The 16,662-nt window shown below is 74.0% G+C and carries 15 protein-coding genes and 1 pseudogene; 2 read left to right on the top strand and 14 right to left on the bottom strand.

Annotated features, from left to right (window positions below):
- The 4 genes and pseudogenes from ACZ3YO_RS25580 to ACZ3YO_RS25565 all read right to left on the bottom strand — a co-directional run.
- Positions 1–349: pseudogene (locus ACZ3YO_RS25580) on the bottom strand (LytR family transcriptional regulator); the annotation flags it as partial.
- A gap of 19 nt (positions 350–368) precedes the next feature.
- The gene (gene nadD, locus ACZ3YO_RS25575) at positions 369–1,001 is read right to left on the bottom strand and encodes a nicotinate-nucleotide adenylyltransferase (protein WP_465548734.1); all 633 of its coding nucleotides are present in this window, start codon (positions 999–1,001) and stop codon (positions 369–371) included.
- Positions 1,002–1,212: 211 nt separating this feature from the next.
- A complete protein-coding gene (locus ACZ3YO_RS25570; protein ID WP_396323192.1) occupies positions 1,213–1,371 on the bottom strand; it encodes a hypothetical protein in 159 nt (52 codons plus the stop codon).
- A gap of 204 nt (positions 1,372–1,575) precedes the next feature.
- Positions 1,576–1,722: a hypothetical protein gene (locus ACZ3YO_RS25565; RefSeq protein WP_396323191.1), complete on the bottom strand. Its 147-nt coding sequence runs from the start codon at positions 1,720–1,722 to the stop codon at positions 1,576–1,578.
- A 296-nt stretch (positions 1,723–2,018) separates the two neighbouring features.
- Between ACZ3YO_RS25565 and ACZ3YO_RS25560 the strand changes: the two genes are divergently transcribed.
- Complete coding sequence (locus tag ACZ3YO_RS25560; protein ID WP_465573372.1) at positions 2,019–3,092, top strand: M48 family metallopeptidase; 1,074 nt, start codon at positions 2,019–2,021, stop codon at positions 3,090–3,092.
- Positions 3,093–3,164: 72 nt separating this feature from the next.
- Here ACZ3YO_RS25560 and ACZ3YO_RS25555 read toward each other — a convergent pair whose 3' ends face one another.
- From ACZ3YO_RS25555 to proB, 5 genes are all read right to left on the bottom strand, one after another.
- On the bottom strand, positions 3,165–4,226 hold the full coding sequence (locus tag ACZ3YO_RS25555; RefSeq protein ID WP_465573370.1) for an SCO2583 family membrane protein: 1,062 nt from the start codon (positions 4,224–4,226) through the stop codon (positions 3,165–3,167).
- A gap of 103 nt (positions 4,227–4,329) precedes the next feature.
- The gene (locus ACZ3YO_RS25550; RefSeq protein ID WP_465548731.1) at positions 4,330–4,923 is read right to left on the bottom strand and encodes an SCO2584 family spore wall biosynthesis protein; all 594 of its coding nucleotides are present in this window, start codon (positions 4,921–4,923) and stop codon (positions 4,330–4,332) included.
- Positions 4,924–5,012: 89 nt separating this feature from the next.
- Positions 5,013–6,335 (bottom strand): glutamate-5-semialdehyde dehydrogenase, encoded by a 1,323-nt coding sequence (locus ACZ3YO_RS25545; RefSeq protein WP_465573368.1) that lies wholly within the window; start codon positions 6,333–6,335, stop codon positions 5,013–5,015.
- A 94-nt stretch (positions 6,336–6,429) separates the two neighbouring features.
- On the bottom strand, positions 6,430–6,957 hold the full coding sequence (locus tag ACZ3YO_RS25540) for a hypothetical protein (RefSeq protein ID WP_465573366.1): 528 nt from the start codon (positions 6,955–6,957) through the stop codon (positions 6,430–6,432).
- Between the two features lie 133 nt (positions 6,958–7,090).
- On the bottom strand, positions 7,091–8,227 hold the full coding sequence (gene proB / locus ACZ3YO_RS25535; RefSeq protein ID WP_465573364.1) for a glutamate 5-kinase: 1,137 nt from the start codon (positions 8,225–8,227) through the stop codon (positions 7,091–7,093).
- 304 nt (positions 8,228–8,531) lie between these two features.
- Here proB and ACZ3YO_RS25530 point away from each other — a divergent pair, with 304 nt between their 5' ends.
- The gene (locus ACZ3YO_RS25530) at positions 8,532–9,323 is read left to right on the top strand and encodes a hypothetical protein (protein WP_465573362.1); all 792 of its coding nucleotides are present in this window, start codon (positions 8,532–8,534) and stop codon (positions 9,321–9,323) included.
- A gap of 75 nt (positions 9,324–9,398) precedes the next feature.
- On the opposite strand, the gene obgE is transcribed toward ACZ3YO_RS25530, so the two are convergent.
- The 5 genes from obgE to ACZ3YO_RS25505 all read right to left on the bottom strand — a co-directional run bounded on the left by obgE (position 9,399) and on the right by ACZ3YO_RS25505 (position 16,591).
- Positions 9,399–10,877 (bottom strand): GTPase ObgE, encoded by a 1,479-nt coding sequence (gene obgE, locus ACZ3YO_RS25525; protein ID WP_465573359.1) that lies wholly within the window; start codon positions 10,875–10,877, stop codon positions 9,399–9,401.
- A gap of 99 nt (positions 10,878–10,976) precedes the next feature.
- Positions 10,977–11,234 (bottom strand): 50S ribosomal protein L27, encoded by a 258-nt coding sequence (gene rpmA, locus ACZ3YO_RS25520; RefSeq protein WP_148645173.1) that lies wholly within the window; start codon positions 11,232–11,234, stop codon positions 10,977–10,979.
- A 12-nt stretch (positions 11,235–11,246) separates the two neighbouring features.
- Positions 11,247–11,564 carry a 50S ribosomal protein L21 gene (gene rplU, locus ACZ3YO_RS25515; RefSeq protein WP_045696828.1) on the bottom strand — a complete coding sequence of 106 codons (318 nt, stop codon included), beginning with the start codon at positions 11,562–11,564 and terminating at the stop codon, positions 11,247–11,249.
- 224 nt (positions 11,565–11,788) lie between these two features.
- Positions 11,789–15,394, bottom strand: a complete 3,606-nt coding sequence (locus tag ACZ3YO_RS25510) for an Rne/Rng family ribonuclease (RefSeq protein ID WP_465573356.1) — start codon at positions 15,392–15,394, stop codon at positions 11,789–11,791.
- Between the two features lie 396 nt (positions 15,395–15,790).
- Positions 15,791–16,591, bottom strand: a complete 801-nt coding sequence (locus tag ACZ3YO_RS25505; protein ID WP_405365817.1) for a TIGR03936 family radical SAM-associated protein — start codon at positions 16,589–16,591, stop codon at positions 15,791–15,793.
- Positions 16,592–16,662 lie beyond the last annotated feature (71 nt).

The following is a 16,662-nucleotide window of genomic DNA, read 5'->3' as shown; positions in this document are numbered from 1 at the left end:
CGTACTGGTCCTGCCCGTACGGCTGCTGCACCGGCTGCCCGTACTGGTCGTACTGGTCGTACTGCTGCCCGTGCTGCTGCTCGTAACCGCCACCCTGCTGCGGCTGCCCGTACGGCTGGTAGGCCTGCTGGTACTGGTCCTGGCCCTGCCCCGGGTAGGGCGCGTACTGGTCCTGCCCGTACGGCTGCTGCACCGGCTGCCCGTACTGGTCGTACTGGTCGTACTGCTGCCCGTGCTGCTGCTCGTAACCGCCACCCTGCACCGGCTGCCCGTACTGGTCGTACTGCTGCCCGGGCTGCGGGTACTGCCCGGTGGACCATTCGTCCTGCGGTCCCCTGCGATCGCTCATCGGTCGGCCCCTCCGGGGATCAGGTCCCGTGCGGCGCGTAGAGCGCCCGCTTGTCGATGTAGCGGACCACGCCGTCCGGGACGAGGTACCAGACCGGCTCGCCCTTGGCGACCCGGTTGCGGCAGTCCGTGGAGGAGATGGCCAGCGCCGGGACCTCCACCAGGGAGACCCCGCCCACCGGAAGCCCGGCGTCCGAAAGAGTGTGCCCCGGCCGGGTGCAGCCGATGAAGTGGGCGAGCGAGAAAAGCTCCTCCGAGTCCCGCCAGGAGAGGATCTGGGCGAGCGCGTCGGCGCCGGTGATGAAGAACAGGTCGGCGTCCGGGTGCATGGCGCGCAGGTCGCGCAGGGTGTCGACGGTGTACGTCGGGCCCTCGCGGTCGATGTCGATCCGGCTGACCGAGAACTGCGGGTTCTCCGCGGTGGCGATGACCGTCATCAGGTAGCGGTCCTCGGCCGGGGTGACGTGCCGGTCGGTCTTCTGCCACGGCTGCCCGGTCGGAACGAAGATCACCTCGTCCAGGTGGAACGCGCTCGCCACCTCACTGGCGGCGACCAGGTGCCCGTGGTGGATCGGGTCGAAGGTGCCGCCCATCACGCCGAGGCGCTTCTTCACCGGTGCCGGTCCGCCGGGATTCCCGGCCTGCTCTCCCATGGCGTCACACCATACGCGACGCCCGTTACGGTGCGGGAACGCCCGGGTGCGAGCGCCCTGGAGATGCGTGAGGGAGCGGCCGGCACACCTGCCGGACGCTCCCCGAGCGGACCCGAATCGAGGGCCCCGCGTCCCCGAGTGCGAAGACCCGCGGCCCCGAGTGCGAAGGCCCGCGGCCCCGGAACGAGGCCGGGCGGTCCCGGAGCGCGGCTCAGCGGTCCCGGTTGAAGCGGGTGGTCACGTAGAGCAGCAGCAGCAGGATGAACAGCGCGGCGCCACCCGTCAGATACGGGTTGAGGCTCTCGTGGTTGCCCCCCTCGCCCTCGGAGGCGAGCAGGTTCAGGACGGGAAGTGCGGCGGCAGTGCTCATGGTCGGCGGACCTTCTCGGCTCGGATGACGGACCAGGGGGTGTGCGGGCCTGTGAGGGCCCACCCGTCATCGTACGGGGGCCTGCAAGGCAACCGCTCGGCGGCCCACCGCGTCTGATCCGGTGTGAGCCGGGCCCCGGCGGCGAGGCGGGGCGCGGACGCCCGGAGAGCGCGCGGAGCGCGGGGAGGATGCCCGGTGGGGTGCTCAGTTGTTGCGGCCGGCCCGCAGCAGGATCCAGGCCAGCAGGCCGACACCGACGAACGAGGCCACCACGATGACCCGCAGGAAGAGCCCCGGGCCGTTCTCCGTGGAGATCGGGCCGGCCAGGCTGACAAGGGCGTCGGTGGACATCTGCGGGCTCCTCGGACTGCTCGGTACCGCGGCCAGGTCTGGTCTCGGCTCTCCAGGGCATTCAGGGTAAACCGGCCTCACACCCGCGCCGCCCACCGCCCCCTCGGGCCCCGGCCGCGCCGCACCGCGTCCGCGGCGCGGCGGGGGCCGCTCCGGGCCGCGTTCCGTGCCACGTAGGGTGAGCGCGGGGACGAGTACGCAACCACGGACGTTGCACAGACAGTCGTTGCAGGCGAAGACCAGCGGGGGCCGGCCAGCGGCCGGGGCCGCCGTTCGACCAGGAGGTACTCACACCAATGACCGACATCACCGCGAAGACCCCCAGCCGGCGCCGCCAGCGCTTCCCGGAGATCTCCACCAGGGCCTGGGAGCACCCGGCGGACCGCTCCGCCCTGGTCGCGCTGCGCAAGCTGACCGGCTTCGACGACGTGCTGAAGAGGCTCGCCGGCCTGGTCTCCGAGCGCGCGATCCGGCTGATGTTCCTGGCCACCGCCGTGAAGACGTCCGAGCGGCAGTTCCCCGAGCTGTACGAGATGGTGCGCGACGCCGCCTACGTGCTGGACCTCGAGAAGGTCCCGGACCTCTACGTCAGCCAGGACCCGACGGTCAACGCGTACTGCATCGGGATCGACACCCCGATCATCGTGGTCACCAGCGGCCTGGTGGAGCTGCTGGACGAGGAGGAGCTGCGCTCCGTCATCGGCCACGAGGTCGGCCACGCGATGTCCGGCCACGCGGTCTACCGGACGATGCTGCTGATCCTCACCAACATCGCCGCGCGGATCGCCTGGGTGCCGCTCGGCAACCTGGCGATCATGGCGATCGTCACCGCGCTCAAGGAGTGGTTCCGCAAGGCCGAGCTCTCCAGCGACCGCGCCGGGCTGCTCGCCGGACAGGACCTCCAGGCGTCCATGCGGGCCCTGATGAAGCTGGCCGGCGGCCACAACCTGGCCGAGATGAACGTCGACGCCTTCCTGGAGCAGGCCGAGGAGTACGAGAAGGCCGGGGACCTGCGCGACGGCGTGCTCAAGCTGCTCCAGGTGCTGCCGCAGAGCCACCCGTTCGCCGTGGTGCGGGTCGCCAAGCTGAAGAAGTGGGCGGAGAGCGAGGAGTACCGCTCGATCCTGGCCGGTGCCTACCCGCGCCGCACCGACGACGCCGACACCTCGGTCGGCGAGCAGTGGAAGGCCGCCGCCGACCACTACAGCAGCTCGGTGAAGGAGAGCAAGGACCCGCTGATGGGCCTGATCCGCGACGTCGCCGGCGGCGCGGCCACGGTCGGCGGCAAGCTCCGCGACACCTTCGCCGGTGCCGCGCGCGGCACCAACTCCGCGCCCCGCGACGGGCAGGACGGCCGCGACCAGGGCTGACGCCGCTCCGCCCGACGGCCCCCGGCTCCCCGCCGGGGGCCGTCGGCGCGCCCGGGCGCGGAACGGGACCGCTCAGCCGCCCGCCAGCACGCCGCAGACCTGCCAGGCCGGCCGGGCATGGTTGCCCGGGTCGATCGCCGTCGGGCTGGGCGCCGGGGTGCCGTCCGGCCCGGCCAGCACCGGCTGGACGAAGGCCGCCAGCGAGCCGGTGCACGGCACTGGTCCGGCCTGCAGCACCGAGTCCACCAGCCGCAGCTGGGCGGAGGCCAGGTCGATCCGGTCGAACTGGAAGGTCAGCTGCCGCCGCACGGTCTCCAGCGTCACCGGTGCGCCGCTCGGCGCCCCGGCCGGCTTCAACGCGTAGACGAAGGTGTGGTCGGTGGTGATCTGCAGCGTCCCGCTGTCCGCCTCGTCGATCCGCATCGCGCCCGCCACCTTCACGGTGTCGGCCGCCAGCGCGACCTGCGCCGGGTCGAAGCGGACCACCCAGCCGGTCAGCGCGTGGTGCCGGTCGTCGACCGGCCGGGCCACGCTGGTGTCGAACTGGGCCTGCTCGCCGGGTGTGACGAAGACCCGCACGTCGGCGGTGGCCCCCTGGACCAGCGCCACCGGCGCCAGCGAGGAGGCGACCAGGTAGCGCTGCACGGTGTCGAGCGCCTTGGTCACCTCGACCCTGCTGAAGTGCCCGGTGGCCGCCCCCGTGGGCGTCCCGAGACCGAGCGCGCCGTCGCCGTAGCCGGCCGGGAGCCCGGCGAACGGACTGGCCGGGTCGGCAACCGGCCGGACCGTCGAAGCCGGGCTCAACGCCACCAGACTGACGGTCAGTTGGCTGCCCTCGGGACGCGCGGACTGCCGGTTCGGCGCACTGATGCCGAAGTAGACGGCGGCGGAGAAGGCCACCAGGATCAGCAGCAGCAGCGCGAGCGCCTGCCGCGGCACGGTGCCCAGCGGCCCGAGCCGCACGCGCGGGCGGGTGGCCCGGCCGAAGGACCCGGCCAGCCGCTCCCGGGCGGACAGCTCCTGGATGCGGGCAGCCCGGACGAACGATTCGTCGAACACGACGGACCGGTACTCGTCCTCGTTTCCGGAACCACCGTCGGGCGCACCCTCCGGAGGCTCTCGCGGGTCACCCATGACACCAGGGTAAGACGCATCCGCACCCCGCCACGAGGGTCCCCGCGCACATTCCCGGGGACGGTCCGCGACCGCCCGCCCCGGGGCGCACCACCCCCAGAGATCAGCCCGCCGGAGCGGTGACCACGAGCGACGGCTCGGCCGGCGAGGACGCCGGGTCGGCCCCCACACTGCTGCTGCCGGACTCGGGCCGCCGGGGCGTACCGCTGCCGGCCCCGCCCACGCCCTGGTAGACCGCCGCGACCGCCACCGCGACCAGGCTCACGCCCATGATCACGGCGAGCACCCAGGCCACCGGCCGGTGCCAGCGCTGCTGGGCGACGTAGCGCCCGCTCGGCGCCCGCACCGGATCGTAGCCGCCCGCCCGGCCCCACCGGCGGGTCCGGCGCCCGGCCGCCCGGCCGGGGCCCGACCACGGGTCGGGGTAGAGGCGGTCGTCGTCGAGCCCGCTCGGGTACGGGCGCAGCTCCAGCGGGAGCCCGTCACCGACCGGGACGTCATAGCCCCAGCCCGCTGTCGCCGTGTCCGGCTCGAACCGGGCCTCGGCGGCGGCGAGCTGCCGCTCCTTGGCCGTCGGCTCGTGCACGGCGGCGGAGCGGACGAAGGCCTCATCGAAGACCACGGTGGCGAACTCGTCGTCCGCACCACCGTGGTCGGCGCCGTCGGGGTACGGCAAGCCCCCCACATCCTCAGCCACGGATTCAGCGTATTACCGGGCGGGCGTTTTGTCTGTGGCTCCTCGCAGTTGGTCCGTCACACGTGTGACGGAGCCCGTCGCGAAGGGGCTCAGCCGGCGTCGGCCGAGCCGCCCACGGTCTGCGTCGCCTCGCCCCGGACATGGCCGTCACCAGTGACGATGTACTTGGTGCTGGTCAGCTCGGGCAGTCCCATGGGGCCGCGGGCGTGCAGCTTCTGGGTGGAGATGCCGATCTCGGCGCCGAAGCCGAACTCACCGCCGTCGGTGAACCGGGTCGAGGCGTTGACGGCCACCGTGGTGGCGTCGACCAGCTGGGTGAAGCGGCGGGCGGCGGCCTGCGAGGTGGTGACGATCGCCTCGGTGTGGCCCGAGGACCAGCGGCGGATGTGCGCGACGGCGGCGTCCAGCGAGGGCACCACGGCGGCGGCGAGGTCGTAGGAGAGGTACTCCGTCTCCCAGTCCTCCGCGGTGGCCGGCACCACGGTGGCGGGCGAGCCCTCGGCGGCCTTGAGCACCGCGTCGTCGCCGTGCACCGTCACCCCGGCCCCGGCCAGCGCGGCGAGCGCGAGCGGCAGGAAGGTGTCGGCGATGTCCTGGTGGACCAGCAGGGTCTCGGCGGAGTTGCAGACGCTGACCCGCTGGGCCTTGGAGTTCAGCAGGATGCCGACGGCCATCGCCGGGTCGGCCTGCGCGTCCACGTAGACGTGGCAGTTGCCGGTGCCGGTCTCGATCACGGGGACGGTCGAGCCCTCGACCACGGTGCGGATCAGCGAGGCGCCGCCGCGCGGGATCAGCACGTCCACCAGCCCGCGGGCTCGCATCAGCTCCTGCACGGAGTCCCGGCTCTCGCCGGGGACGAGCTGGATCACGTCGGCGGGCAGGCCGGCCGAGGCCACGGCGTCGCGCAGCACGGCGATCAGCGCGGTGTTGGAGCGGTACGCGGAGGCCGAGCCGCGCAGCAGCACCGCGTTGCCGGACTTCAGGCAGAGGGCGGCGGCGTCCACGGTGACGTTCGGGCGGGCCTCGTAGATGATGCCGACGACGCCGAGCGGCACCCGGACCTGTCGGACGTCCAGGCCGTTGGGCAGCGTGTAGCCGCGGACCACCTCGCCGACCGGGTCGGGCAGCCCGGCCACGTCGCGGACGTCGGAGGCGATCGCGGCGATCCGCTCGTCGGTGAGGGTCAGCCGGTCGATCACCGACTCGGCGGTGCCGGCCTCGCGGGCCCGCGCGACGTCCTCGGCGTTGGCTGCGGTGATCTCGGCGCTGCGGGCCACCAGGGCGTCCGCGACCGCCAGCAGCGCGGCGTCCTTCGCCCGGCGCGGCAGCGGGGCGAGCACGGCGGCGGCCTCCCGGGCTCGGCGCGCTACGGCGAGGACGGGGCTGTCGGCGGTGGCGAGGTCGCTGGTCATGCGCCAAGGGTAGCGACTCCGCAACCGCCGCCCTCCGGGCATTTCGCCCGGTGAGACGGAGGCTGGACGGGCCGGCGGGCCGGGGCCCCGGAGGTCAGTACGGGTGGACGCCGCCCAGGTGCGGCGGCGGATCGCCGAAGCCCTCGGCGACCCGCTTGTGGTACGTCGCCCGGTCGACCACCTCCAGGCCGACGATCTCCCACGGCGGCAGCTTCGCCGTCGCCTTGTGCTCGCCCCACAGCCGCAGGGCTATCGCCGCCGCGTCGTGGAGGTCGCGGGCCTGCTCCCAGTAGCGGATCTCCGCGTGGTCGGCGGCGTAGCGGGCGGTCAGGAAGAACGAGTGGTCGTGCGCCAGCCGCTCCAGCCCGGCCCGCAGCTCGGAGAGCGGGGTGACCTGCCCGGAGACGCTCAGCACCACGTGCCAGAGCCGGGCCTGCTCGGGCACGGTGGGCGGCTCGGTCTCTCCCCGCCGGTCCGGCCGGGCGCCGCGTACCGCGCCGGGCCCGTGCGGTGGCGGACCGGCCGGCTCGGCGGCGTCGTCGCTCCCGCGTCCGCCGTCGATGCTGGTCAGCCGCCGGCCCGCCGTTCCTCCGGTCAGCGCTGCCTCGCGCCTGCGTTCCACCGGCGGCCTCCTGTTCGGCGATGTCGTGTCGTCGTACCCGCCGGCCCCGGCCCGGCGCGTACGGCTGAGCCCCTCCTCGCCCGCGGCCTGGCGTGCACCCCGTGCGGAGCCGCCCGTGCCGCCCGCGGCCCGGTCAGCCGCGCAGGACGACCAGGTCGTCGCGGTGGACGACCTCCCGCTCGTACGCGGCGCCGAACTCCTGGGCCAGGTCGCGGGTGGACCGGCCGAGCAGGCGGGGCAACTCCCTCGCATCAAAGTTGACCAGTCCGCGCGCCACGATGTGGCCGTTTTCGGCAAGAAGGTCCACCGGATCGCCCGCGGCGAACTCGCCGTCGACCTTGGTGACCCCGGCCGGCAGCAGCGAGGCGCCCCCGGAGACGACCGCCTCGACCGCGCCGTCGTCCAGGTGCAGGGAGCCGCGCGGACTGCTGGCGTGGGCCAGCCAGAGCAGCCGGTCGGAGGAGCGGCTGCCGGTGCGCAGGAACAGCGTGCCGGTGGGCCGGCCGGCGAGTGCGTCGGCGGCCTGGCTGGCGGCGGTGAGCACCACGGGGATGCCCGCGCCGGTGGCGATCCGGGCCGCCTCGACCTTGGTGACCATGCCGCCGGTGCCGACGCCGGCCTTGCCCGCGCTGCCGATCTCGATGCCGTCCAGGTCGTGCGGGCCGGTCACCTCGGAGATCCGGCTGGTGCCGGGGCGGCTCGGGTCGCCGTCGTAGAGGCCGTCCACGTCGGAGAGCAGCACCAGCAGGTCGGCCCGGACGAGGTGGGCGACCAGGGCGGCCAGCCGGTCGTTGTCCCCGAACTTGATTTCGGCGGTGGCGACGGTGTCGTTCTCGTTGACGATCGGCATGGCGCCCATCGCCAGCAGCTGGTCGAGCGTCCGGTAGGCGTTGCGGTAGTGGGCGCGGCGGCTGGCGTCCTCGGCGGTGAGCAGCACCTGGCCGACGCGGATGCCGTACCGGGCGAAGGAGGCGGTGTACCGGGCGACCAGCAGGCCCTGGCCGACGCTGGCGGCGGCCTGCTGGCGGGCGAGGTCCTTGGGCCGCCTGTCGAGGCCGAGCGGGGCGAGGCCGGCGGCGATGGCGCCGGAGGAGACCAGCACCACCTCGGGGGCGTCCGGGCGGCTGCGGATCTTGGCGAGGGCGTCGACCAGGGCGTCGACCCGGTCGGCGTCCAGGCCGCCGGCCGCCGTGGTGAGTGAGGAGGAGCCGACCTTGACGACGATCCGGCGTGCGGTCAGCACCTCCTCCCGCAGTGAGTCCTCGCTCATCTCGCTGTACGCCCTTCCGGTGTGGTGCGGGTACGACGGGCCGGAGCCCTGCCGTTATCCGCAATCTACGCGATCGGCGCACTCCGCCCGCAGGGCATTTCACCGGCTGGACCCGGCCCGGTCACGGCCTCGCCACAGGGCGTGCGGCAATCCGGCCGACTGGTATGGTCCCTGACCGAAAGCCAGATCGGGGGACGGCTTCTTGCCCGCTGTACCCATGTCTCCAATCATTCGTGGATCGGGCACCGCCGCATGGGCAGGCCGGGAACGGTTCGCGGGCGCGTGCCCAGGAGTTAGCGCACAGATGCGTTCGAACAGCATGAAGCTCACCGTCGCCGTCCTGGCGGCGGCCACCGCACTCTCGCTCGCCGCCTGCGGCCCGGACAACTCCGACGCCGCCGGCGGCGCTGCGGCCGCCACCACGCCGGCCGGTGCCGCGGCGGCCGGCGGGGCCACCGCCGGCGGTGCCGCCACGGGCGGGGCCGGCGGTACGGCCACCTCCCCTGCCGCCGCGGGCGGTGCGGCCGGTGCCGCCGGCGGGGCGACCACCGCTCCGTCCGCGGGTGCGACCGGCGCCGCGGGCGGTGCCGCCGCGGGTGGCGCGGCTGCCGGCGGCGGCGGCGCCGCCGGCCTGCCGAAGGCCGCCACCGCGGTCAAGGTCGGCCAGCCGGCCACCGTCGAGTACATCGACAAGGCGTTCGACATGAACAACAAGCTGGAGATCACCGTCACCGGCTACGAGACGGGTTCCATCGAGGACCTCAAGGCCGCCGGCGTCAGCACCGCGGGCCTGGAGGGCCGCACCCTCGTGTACGTCAGCTACAACATCAAGAACCTCGGCGACAAGAAGCTCTCGTTCAGCGCGCCGAACTCCAAGTTCCTGGTGTTCGACCAGGAGGGCAAGCAGGGCTCCTACGCGGGGAACTCCGCGAAGCCGCTCCCCAAGTGCGCCGCCCCCACGTTCCAGGGCGCGGGCAAGGGCATGGAGGTCAAGGGCTGTGACGTCGTGAGCCTCCCGGGCAAGGCGCCGGCCGCCCTGGTCGCCTACACGGACAACGCCGACCGGACCAAGTACCAGGCCTCCTGGTCGAAGTAACGTTTCGTCACGCCGGAAACGCGCCGCGGCCCCCGCCACCTCGGAAGGTGGCGGGGGCCGCGGCGTTCAGGCTCGTCAGTCCTCGTCGTCGTCGCCCTCGATGGCGGCCTGGCGGCCGCTGGAGAGCGCCTCGAAGGCGAGGAACTCGGACTCGGCCGCGTCCCGCCCCTTCTGCTTCTCGCGGCGGCGGTCGACCGCCGGGCGCGGGTTCTCGAAGCGGTGGTCCTCGCCGCGGCGGCCGAGCATCTCCGCACCGGCGGCCATGGTCGGCTCCCAGTCGAAGACGACGGCGTTCTCGTCCGGGCCGATGATGACGGTGTCGCCCTCGTGGGCGCCGACCTTCCAGAGCTTGTCCTCGACGCCGAGGCGGGCCAGCCGGTCGGCGAGGTAGCCGACGGCCTCGTCGTTGGAGAAGTCGGTCTGGCGGACCCAGCGCTCCGGCTTGGTGCCGCGGATGCGGAAGGCGCCGTCCTCCTCGGTGATGGTGAAGCCCTCGTCGTCCACGGCCTTGGGCCGCAGCACGATCCGGGTCGACTCCTCGACCGGCTTGGCGGCCCGCGCCTCGGCGACGATCTGCGCCATCGCGAAACCGAGCTCGCGCAGGCCCTTGCGGGAGGCGGCGGAGACCTCGAATACGCGGTAGCCGCGCTCCTCCAGGGAGGCACGCGTGAGGTCGGCGATGTCCTGGCCGTCCGGCACGTCGACCTTGTTGAGCGCGACCAGACGCGGCCGGTCGTCCAGGCCGCCGTACTCGGACAGCTCGGCCTCGATGGTCTCCAGGTCGGTCAGCGGGTCGCGGCCGGGCTCCAGGGTGGCGCAGTCCAGCACGTGCACCAGCACCGAGCAGCGCTCGACGTGCCGCAGGAACTCCAGGCCGAGGCCGCGGCCCTGGCTGGCGCCCGGGATCAGGCCGGGGACGTCGGCGACGGTGTAGACGGTGTCGCCGGCGGTGACCACGCCCAGGTTGGGGATCAGGGTGGTGAACGGGTAGTCCGCGATCTTCGGCTTGGCCGCGGAGAGCACCGAGATCAGCGAGGACTTGCCCGCGCTCGGGTAGCCCACCAGGGCCACGTCGGCGACGGACTTGAGCTCCATGACGATGTCGCGGGTCTCGCCGGGCTCGCCGAGCAGCGCGAAGCCGGGCGCCTTGCGGCGGGCCGAGGCCAGCGCCGCGTTGCCCAGGCCGCCGCGGCCGCCGGCGGCGGCGACGAAGCTGGTGCCGTGGCCGACCAGGTCGGCGAGCACGTTGCCCTGCTTGTCCATCACCACGGTGCCGTCCGGCACCGGCAGCACGAGGTCCTGGCCGTCGGCGCCGGTGCGGTTGCCACCCGCGCCCGGCTTGCCGTTGGTCGCCTTGCGCTTGGGCGAGTGGTGGTACTCCAGCAGCGTCGTCACCTGGGCGTCCACGGTGAGGATGACGCTGCCGCCCTCCCCGCCGTTGCCGCCGTCCGGCCCCCCGAGCGGCTTGAACTTCTCCCGGTGCACGGAGGCGCAGCCGTGGCCCCCGTTACCCGCGGCGACGTACAGCTCGACGCGGTCCACGAAGGTGGTCATGGGTGTGCCTCCAGTGCGAAGAAAGTGTTGACCTGCTGTAAAGCAAGAAGGGTGGACCGGATCATTCCGGCCCACCCTTCATTGTGAGTCTTGTCGGACTCAGGCCTCGACGGCCACGATGTTGACGACCTTGCGGCCGCGACGGGTACCGAACTGCACGGCACCGGCGGTCAGCGCGAACAGGGTGTCGTCGCCACCACGGCCGACGTTGGCGCCCGGGTGGAAGTGGGTGCCACGCTGGCGGACGATGATCTCGCCGGCGTTCACGGTCTGACCGCCGAAGCGCTTGACGCCGAGGCGCTGGGCGTTCGAGTCACGGCCGTTACGGGTAGAGCTTGCGCCCTTCTTGTGTGCCATCTCGCTATCCCCTTACTTGCTGACGGAGTCGATGCTCGTGATCCGCACAGCGGTGTGCTGCTGGCGGTGACCCTGGCGACGACGGTAGCCGGTCTTGTTCTTGTAGCGCAGGATGACGATCTTGTCGCCCTTGGTCTGGTCGACCACCTCGGCGTGAGCCTTCACGCCGGCCAGCACCCACGGGTCGGAGGTGACAGCGTCACCGTCGACGACCAGGATGGTGGAGAGCTCCACCGAGTCACCCGGCTTGGCCTCGATACGGTCGATCTCCAGCACGTCGCCGACGGCGACCTTGTGCTGGCGGCCGCCTGCGCGAACGATCGCGTACATGCGGTACCCACTTTCCTAACTCGGTCGGAGCTCCTGATGCCAGCCACCTGGGTACGGACACAGGGACCTCTCCCCGGCATCTCTGACGAGGGCCCGGGAGGTGATGTGCTCGGGAGCAAGGCGTAGACACGCCGAGGGTCAAGAATACGGACCGGCCGCCGCGGGGGCAAACCGGACCGTACGGGACCGGGGGCGGGCGGTCGCCCGCCCCCGGTCCGCGGGCACTACTCGGCTGCCGAATCACCCTCGGCGGCCGCGGCCTTCTTGGCCGCCGCGCTGGTCCGCTTGGTGGCGGTCTTGCGGGCGGTGGTCTTCTTCGCGGCGGCCGCCGTGGTCTTCTTGGCGGCCGTCTTCTTCGCGGCGGTCTTGCGCGCGGCCCGCTTCTTCGGCGCCGGCGCCTCCTCGGCGGGCTCCTCGGTCGCGGCCTCGGCCGGAGCCTCGGTCTCGGCAGCGGCCTCGACGGGAGCCTCGGCCACCGGCTCGGCGACCGGCTCGGCCTCGGCGGGAGCCTGCGCGGGGGTCCCGGCCTCCGCCTCGGCCGGAGCCGGCGCGGGGGTCTCGGCCGGCGTCTCGGCGGCCGCGAAGGCCGCCTGCAGCGCCGCGTCGGCCCTGGCCTGGAGCACCACGATCTCGGCCTCGGCGGGCGCACCCGCCGGAGCCGTCGCCTTGCGCACCGCGCGGCGGCGGGTGCGGCCGGCGGGCGCCGCGGCGGCGGCCGGGATCTCGACCAGGCTCGGGCGGTCGGGCGCCTCGGCAGCGACCGCGGCGGCCTCGGCCTCCGGCTCGGCGACGACCTCGGCCTCCGGCACCTCGATCGCCAGCTGGCCCTCGATCTCCTCGCGCTCGAGCACCTCGGTGAGATCCTCGGCGGCCTCCACGACCGCCTCGGCGGCGTGCGGCTCCTCCTGGCCCGCCCCGCCCTTGCCCCGGCGACGGCGCTTGCCACTGCCCGCGCCCGCCTCGCCGGCCGGAGCCGCCGGAGCGTGGACGTGGGTGCTCGGCTGCTCCATGTGGACGATCACGCCACGGCCGTTGCAGTGCACGCACGGCTCGGAGAAGGACTCCAGCAGGCCCTGGCCGACCCGCTTGCGGGTCATCTGCACCAGGCCCAGCGAAGTGACCTCGGCCACCTGGTGCTTGGTCCGGTCCCGGCCCAGGCACTCCAGCAGCCGGCGCAGCACCAGGTCGCGGTTGGACTCCAGCACCATGTCGATGAAGTCGATCACGATGATGCCGCCCAGGTCGCGCAGCCGCAGCTGGCGCACGATCTCCTCGGCCGCCTCGATGTTGTTCCGGGTGACGGTCTCTTCGAGGTTGCCGCCCTGGCCGACGAACTTGCCGGTGTTGACGTCGATGACGACCATCGCCTCGGTGCGGTCGATCACCAGCGAACCGCCGCTGGGCAGCCAGACCTTGCGGTCCAGCGCCTTCATCAGCTGCTCGTCGATCCGGTAGGTGGCGAACACGTCCACCTCGGAGGTCCACCGCTGGAGCCGCTCGGTGAGGTCCGGGGCCACGTTGGAGACGTAGTCGTGGATGGTGTTCCACGCCTCGGTGCCGGAGACGATGACCTTGGTGAAGTCCTCGTTGAAGATGTCGCGGACGACCCGGACGGTCATGTCCGGCTCGCCGTACAGCAGCGCGGGCGCGTTGCCGGTCGCGGCCTTCTTCTGGATGTCCTCCCACTGCTGCTGAAGGCGCTGGACGTCGCGGGTCAGCTCCTCCTCGGAGGCGCCCTCGGCGGCGGTGCGCACGATGACGCCCGCGTCGTCCGGGACGATCTTCTTGAGGATCTGCTTCAGACGGGCGCGCTCGTTCTCCGGCAGCTTGCGGGAGATGCCGGTCATCGAGCCCTCGGGCACGTACACCAGGTAGCGGCCGGGCAGCGAGATCTGGCTGGTCAGGCGGGCGCCCTTGTGGCCGATCGGGTCCTTGGAGACCTGCACCAGCACGGACTGGCCGGACTTCAGCACCGACTCGATCCGGCGCGGGCCGCCGTGGCCGCCCAGCGAGCCGAAGTTGACCTCACCGGCGTACAGCACCGCGTTGCGGCCCTTGCCGATGTCGACGAAGGCGGCCTCCATCGACGGCAGCACGTTCTGGACCTTGCCCAGGTAGACGTTGCCGACGTACGAGGTGGCCTGCTCCTTGTTGACGTAGTGCTCGACCAGCACGCCGTCCTCGAGGACGCCGATCTGGGTGCGCTGGCCGTTCTGGCGCACCACCATGACGCGCTCGACCGACTCGCGGCGGGCCAGGAACTCGGCCTCGGTGATGATCGGCACCCGGCGGCGGCCCAGCTCGCGGCCCTCACGGCGGCGCTGCTTCTTGGCCTCCAGGCGGGTGGAGCCCTTGATGGACTGCACCTCGTCCGGGTCGAAGGACGGCTCGGTGGAGCGGCGGCGCGGCTCGCGCACCTTCACGACCGTGCGGACGCCGTCCTCGGTGGTCTCGGCGGCCTCGGTGGCGCCGGCCTCACCGCTGCGGCGGCGACGGCGGCGACGGCGGCGGGACGAGGCCAGGCCGGCGGACAGGTCGTCCTCGTCCTCCTCCTCGTCGTCGGCAGCGGCGGCCGGCTCCTCCACGGGCTGCTCGGCCTCGGCGGCCTCGGCCTCGAACTCCTCGGCCTCACCGCGACGGCGGCGGCGGCCACCCCGGCGGCGACGGCGGGACGGACGGCCGTCCTCCTCCCACTCGCCCTCGGCCTCGGGGCCGGTGGCGGCGGGCGCCTCGACGGCGGCGGGCGCCTCGACGGGGGCGGGGGCCTCGACGGCGGGCGCCTTGACCGGCTCCTCGACGACGGGGGCGGCCTGGACGGCCTGGGCCGCCGGAGCGGCGGCCTTGCGGCGGGACGGGGTCTGGACCCGCACCTGGGTGCGGGTACGACGACGACGGCCGACGCCGCTGTACTCGAACTCGTCCTCGTCCGCGGAGGCCGGCACGGCCGGGGCCGGCGCCTGGGCCTGGGCCGGAGCCGCCGCGGCGGCGGGCTGCGCGGCAGGCTGGGCGGGCTGGGCGGACGTGGCGGTGTAGGGGGCCGGCTCCTGGAAGACCGGCGCCTGGAAGATCGCGGTGGACGGGCGGACCGCGCGGCGGCGCACCCGCTGCGGCGGCTCGGCCTCGGCGGCGACGGGGGCCGGGGCGGGCTCCGGGGCGGGCGCGACGGCCTCGGCCTCCTCCTCGGCGCTCTCCTCCTCGGCGGCCGGCTCCTCGACCGGGGTCTCCTCGACGACCGGCGCGGCCTCGACCACACGGCGGCGGCGGGCGCGGCGGGCCGGCGCGGCCGGGGCCTCCTCGGCGGGCGCGGCCTCGACGGCGGCGGGCGCCTCCGCGGGCGCGGCGGCGGGCTCCTCCGCGGCGGCGGGCTCCTCCGCGGCGGCGGGCGCGCTGACCGGCGCCTCGGCACGCTTGCGGGCCCGGCGGGCCCTGGCGGGCTTCTCGGCGGCCGGCTCGGCCTCGGCGGGCGCGGCCTCGACGGCGGCGGGCGCCTCGGCGGCCGGTGCGGTGACGACGATCGGGGTGGCCTCCGGCGCCCCGGCGGGGGCCTCGGCGCGCTTGCGGGTCCGGCGGGCCCGGACCGGCTTCTCGGCGGCCGGCTCGGCCTCGGCGGGCGCGGCCTCGACGGCGGCGGGCGCCTCGGCGGCCGGCGTCTCGGCCGGGATCACCGTCTCGGCGGCCTCGGCGGCCGCCCCCTGCGGGGTGCCCGCCGGGCGGGACACCGCACGGCGACGGCGGCGCGGCGGCGCGGCGGACGCGCCCTCGCCACCGGTGACGGCGGATTCGTTCTGTTCCGTTGCCGCAGACTGCTGCGGATCGGTGTTATCGAGCATGCGGGTGGATCTCCCGTCAGGCCCCCGGGCTCCGTATCCGGGCACGGCAGGGCACCGGTGGCCGGCCGGCATCGCGACGGATGCTCGGGCCGGACCCTTTCTCGGTGCCGCCGTGCGGACGCGAGGCCGCACAGGGGCTCGTAGTCTCGCTCGGCGCCCCGCCCTCGGCGGGGTGTCGAAAGTCTTCTGGTCTGACCAGTCTTCTGAGGTTTTCCCAAGCTGCGCCGTCCCCCAACCCCGGGTGGCTCCCGGACGGGGTCCTCGGGCCCACCGACCATCGGGGTCGGCGGGCCGCAAGAGGCCGGCCTGTGCTTCGACGACGCTCGCTCCCCTGGGGAGCCGCGGGGGCCTGGAGGAACAGCGGGCCCAGTGGGTACTGGCCCCGGCCTCCGCCCGCTAGGCGGACGCGGTTGCGCGCGGCTCGCCGGCCGCCACTGGGCCGGCCGGGGCCGCGGCGCGGTCGAGCGCCAGCGGGTCGGTCACCGTGCCGGTCTCCTCGTCGAGCGGCCCCTGCGCCAGCCTGGTCACCTCTGCGGGGACCGGCGGCGCCAGGTCGGCCGTCGCACGGAGACCGGACAATACGTCGTCGGGTCGTACGGCGGGTGTGGCGTGTCGTACTACCAGGCGCAGTATCGCACAGGGACGGCCGGTCCGAACATCGCGGGCCCCTTCGCCGTCCGTGTCCGCAACGCCGTCGACCTGCGGCGGGAGGATTTCCAGTGCCGCCACAGCGCCGCGCGCGTCGAAGACCCGCACGCCGTTCTTGGTGAGGCGTTCGACCTCGACCCGCTCCTCGGCCAGGAAAAGACCGGCCGCGCGGACCGCCTCCTCCCGGGTGACACCGTCCAGCCGGACCTGCCACTCGGAGGCCTCCAGGCGCTCCACGAAGTTCGGCGTCCGGACCTCGACGGCGTCGATCACGTCCAGGCCGTTCGGCAGCGACTCGTCGAGCTGCGCACGCAGCTCCTCCGGGTCGCGGACCGCGGCGAGCCCGATCTCCAGGTACTCCGCCTCGCTCGCCACCCCGGTCGGAGCGGCGTTGGCGTACGAGACCTTGGGGTGCGGGGTGAAGCCGGCCGAATAGGCCATCGGCACGGCCGACCGGCGCAGGGCGCGCTCGAAGGCGCGCTGGAAGTCGCGGTGGCTGGTGAAGCGGAGCCGGCCGCGCTTGGTGTAGCGGAGACGGATCCGCTGCACCGTCGGCGCGGGCGGCGGACCGTCGGGCGTACGGCGTGCCAGGGTCGCTCAGTCCTTAGTCAGTTGTCCCC

The sequence above is a fragment of the Kitasatospora sp. NPDC022785 genome (assembly GCF_055561295.1).
Note: the sequence above shows the minus strand (reverse complement) of the source record. Positions and strands in the feature narration are given on the sequence as shown.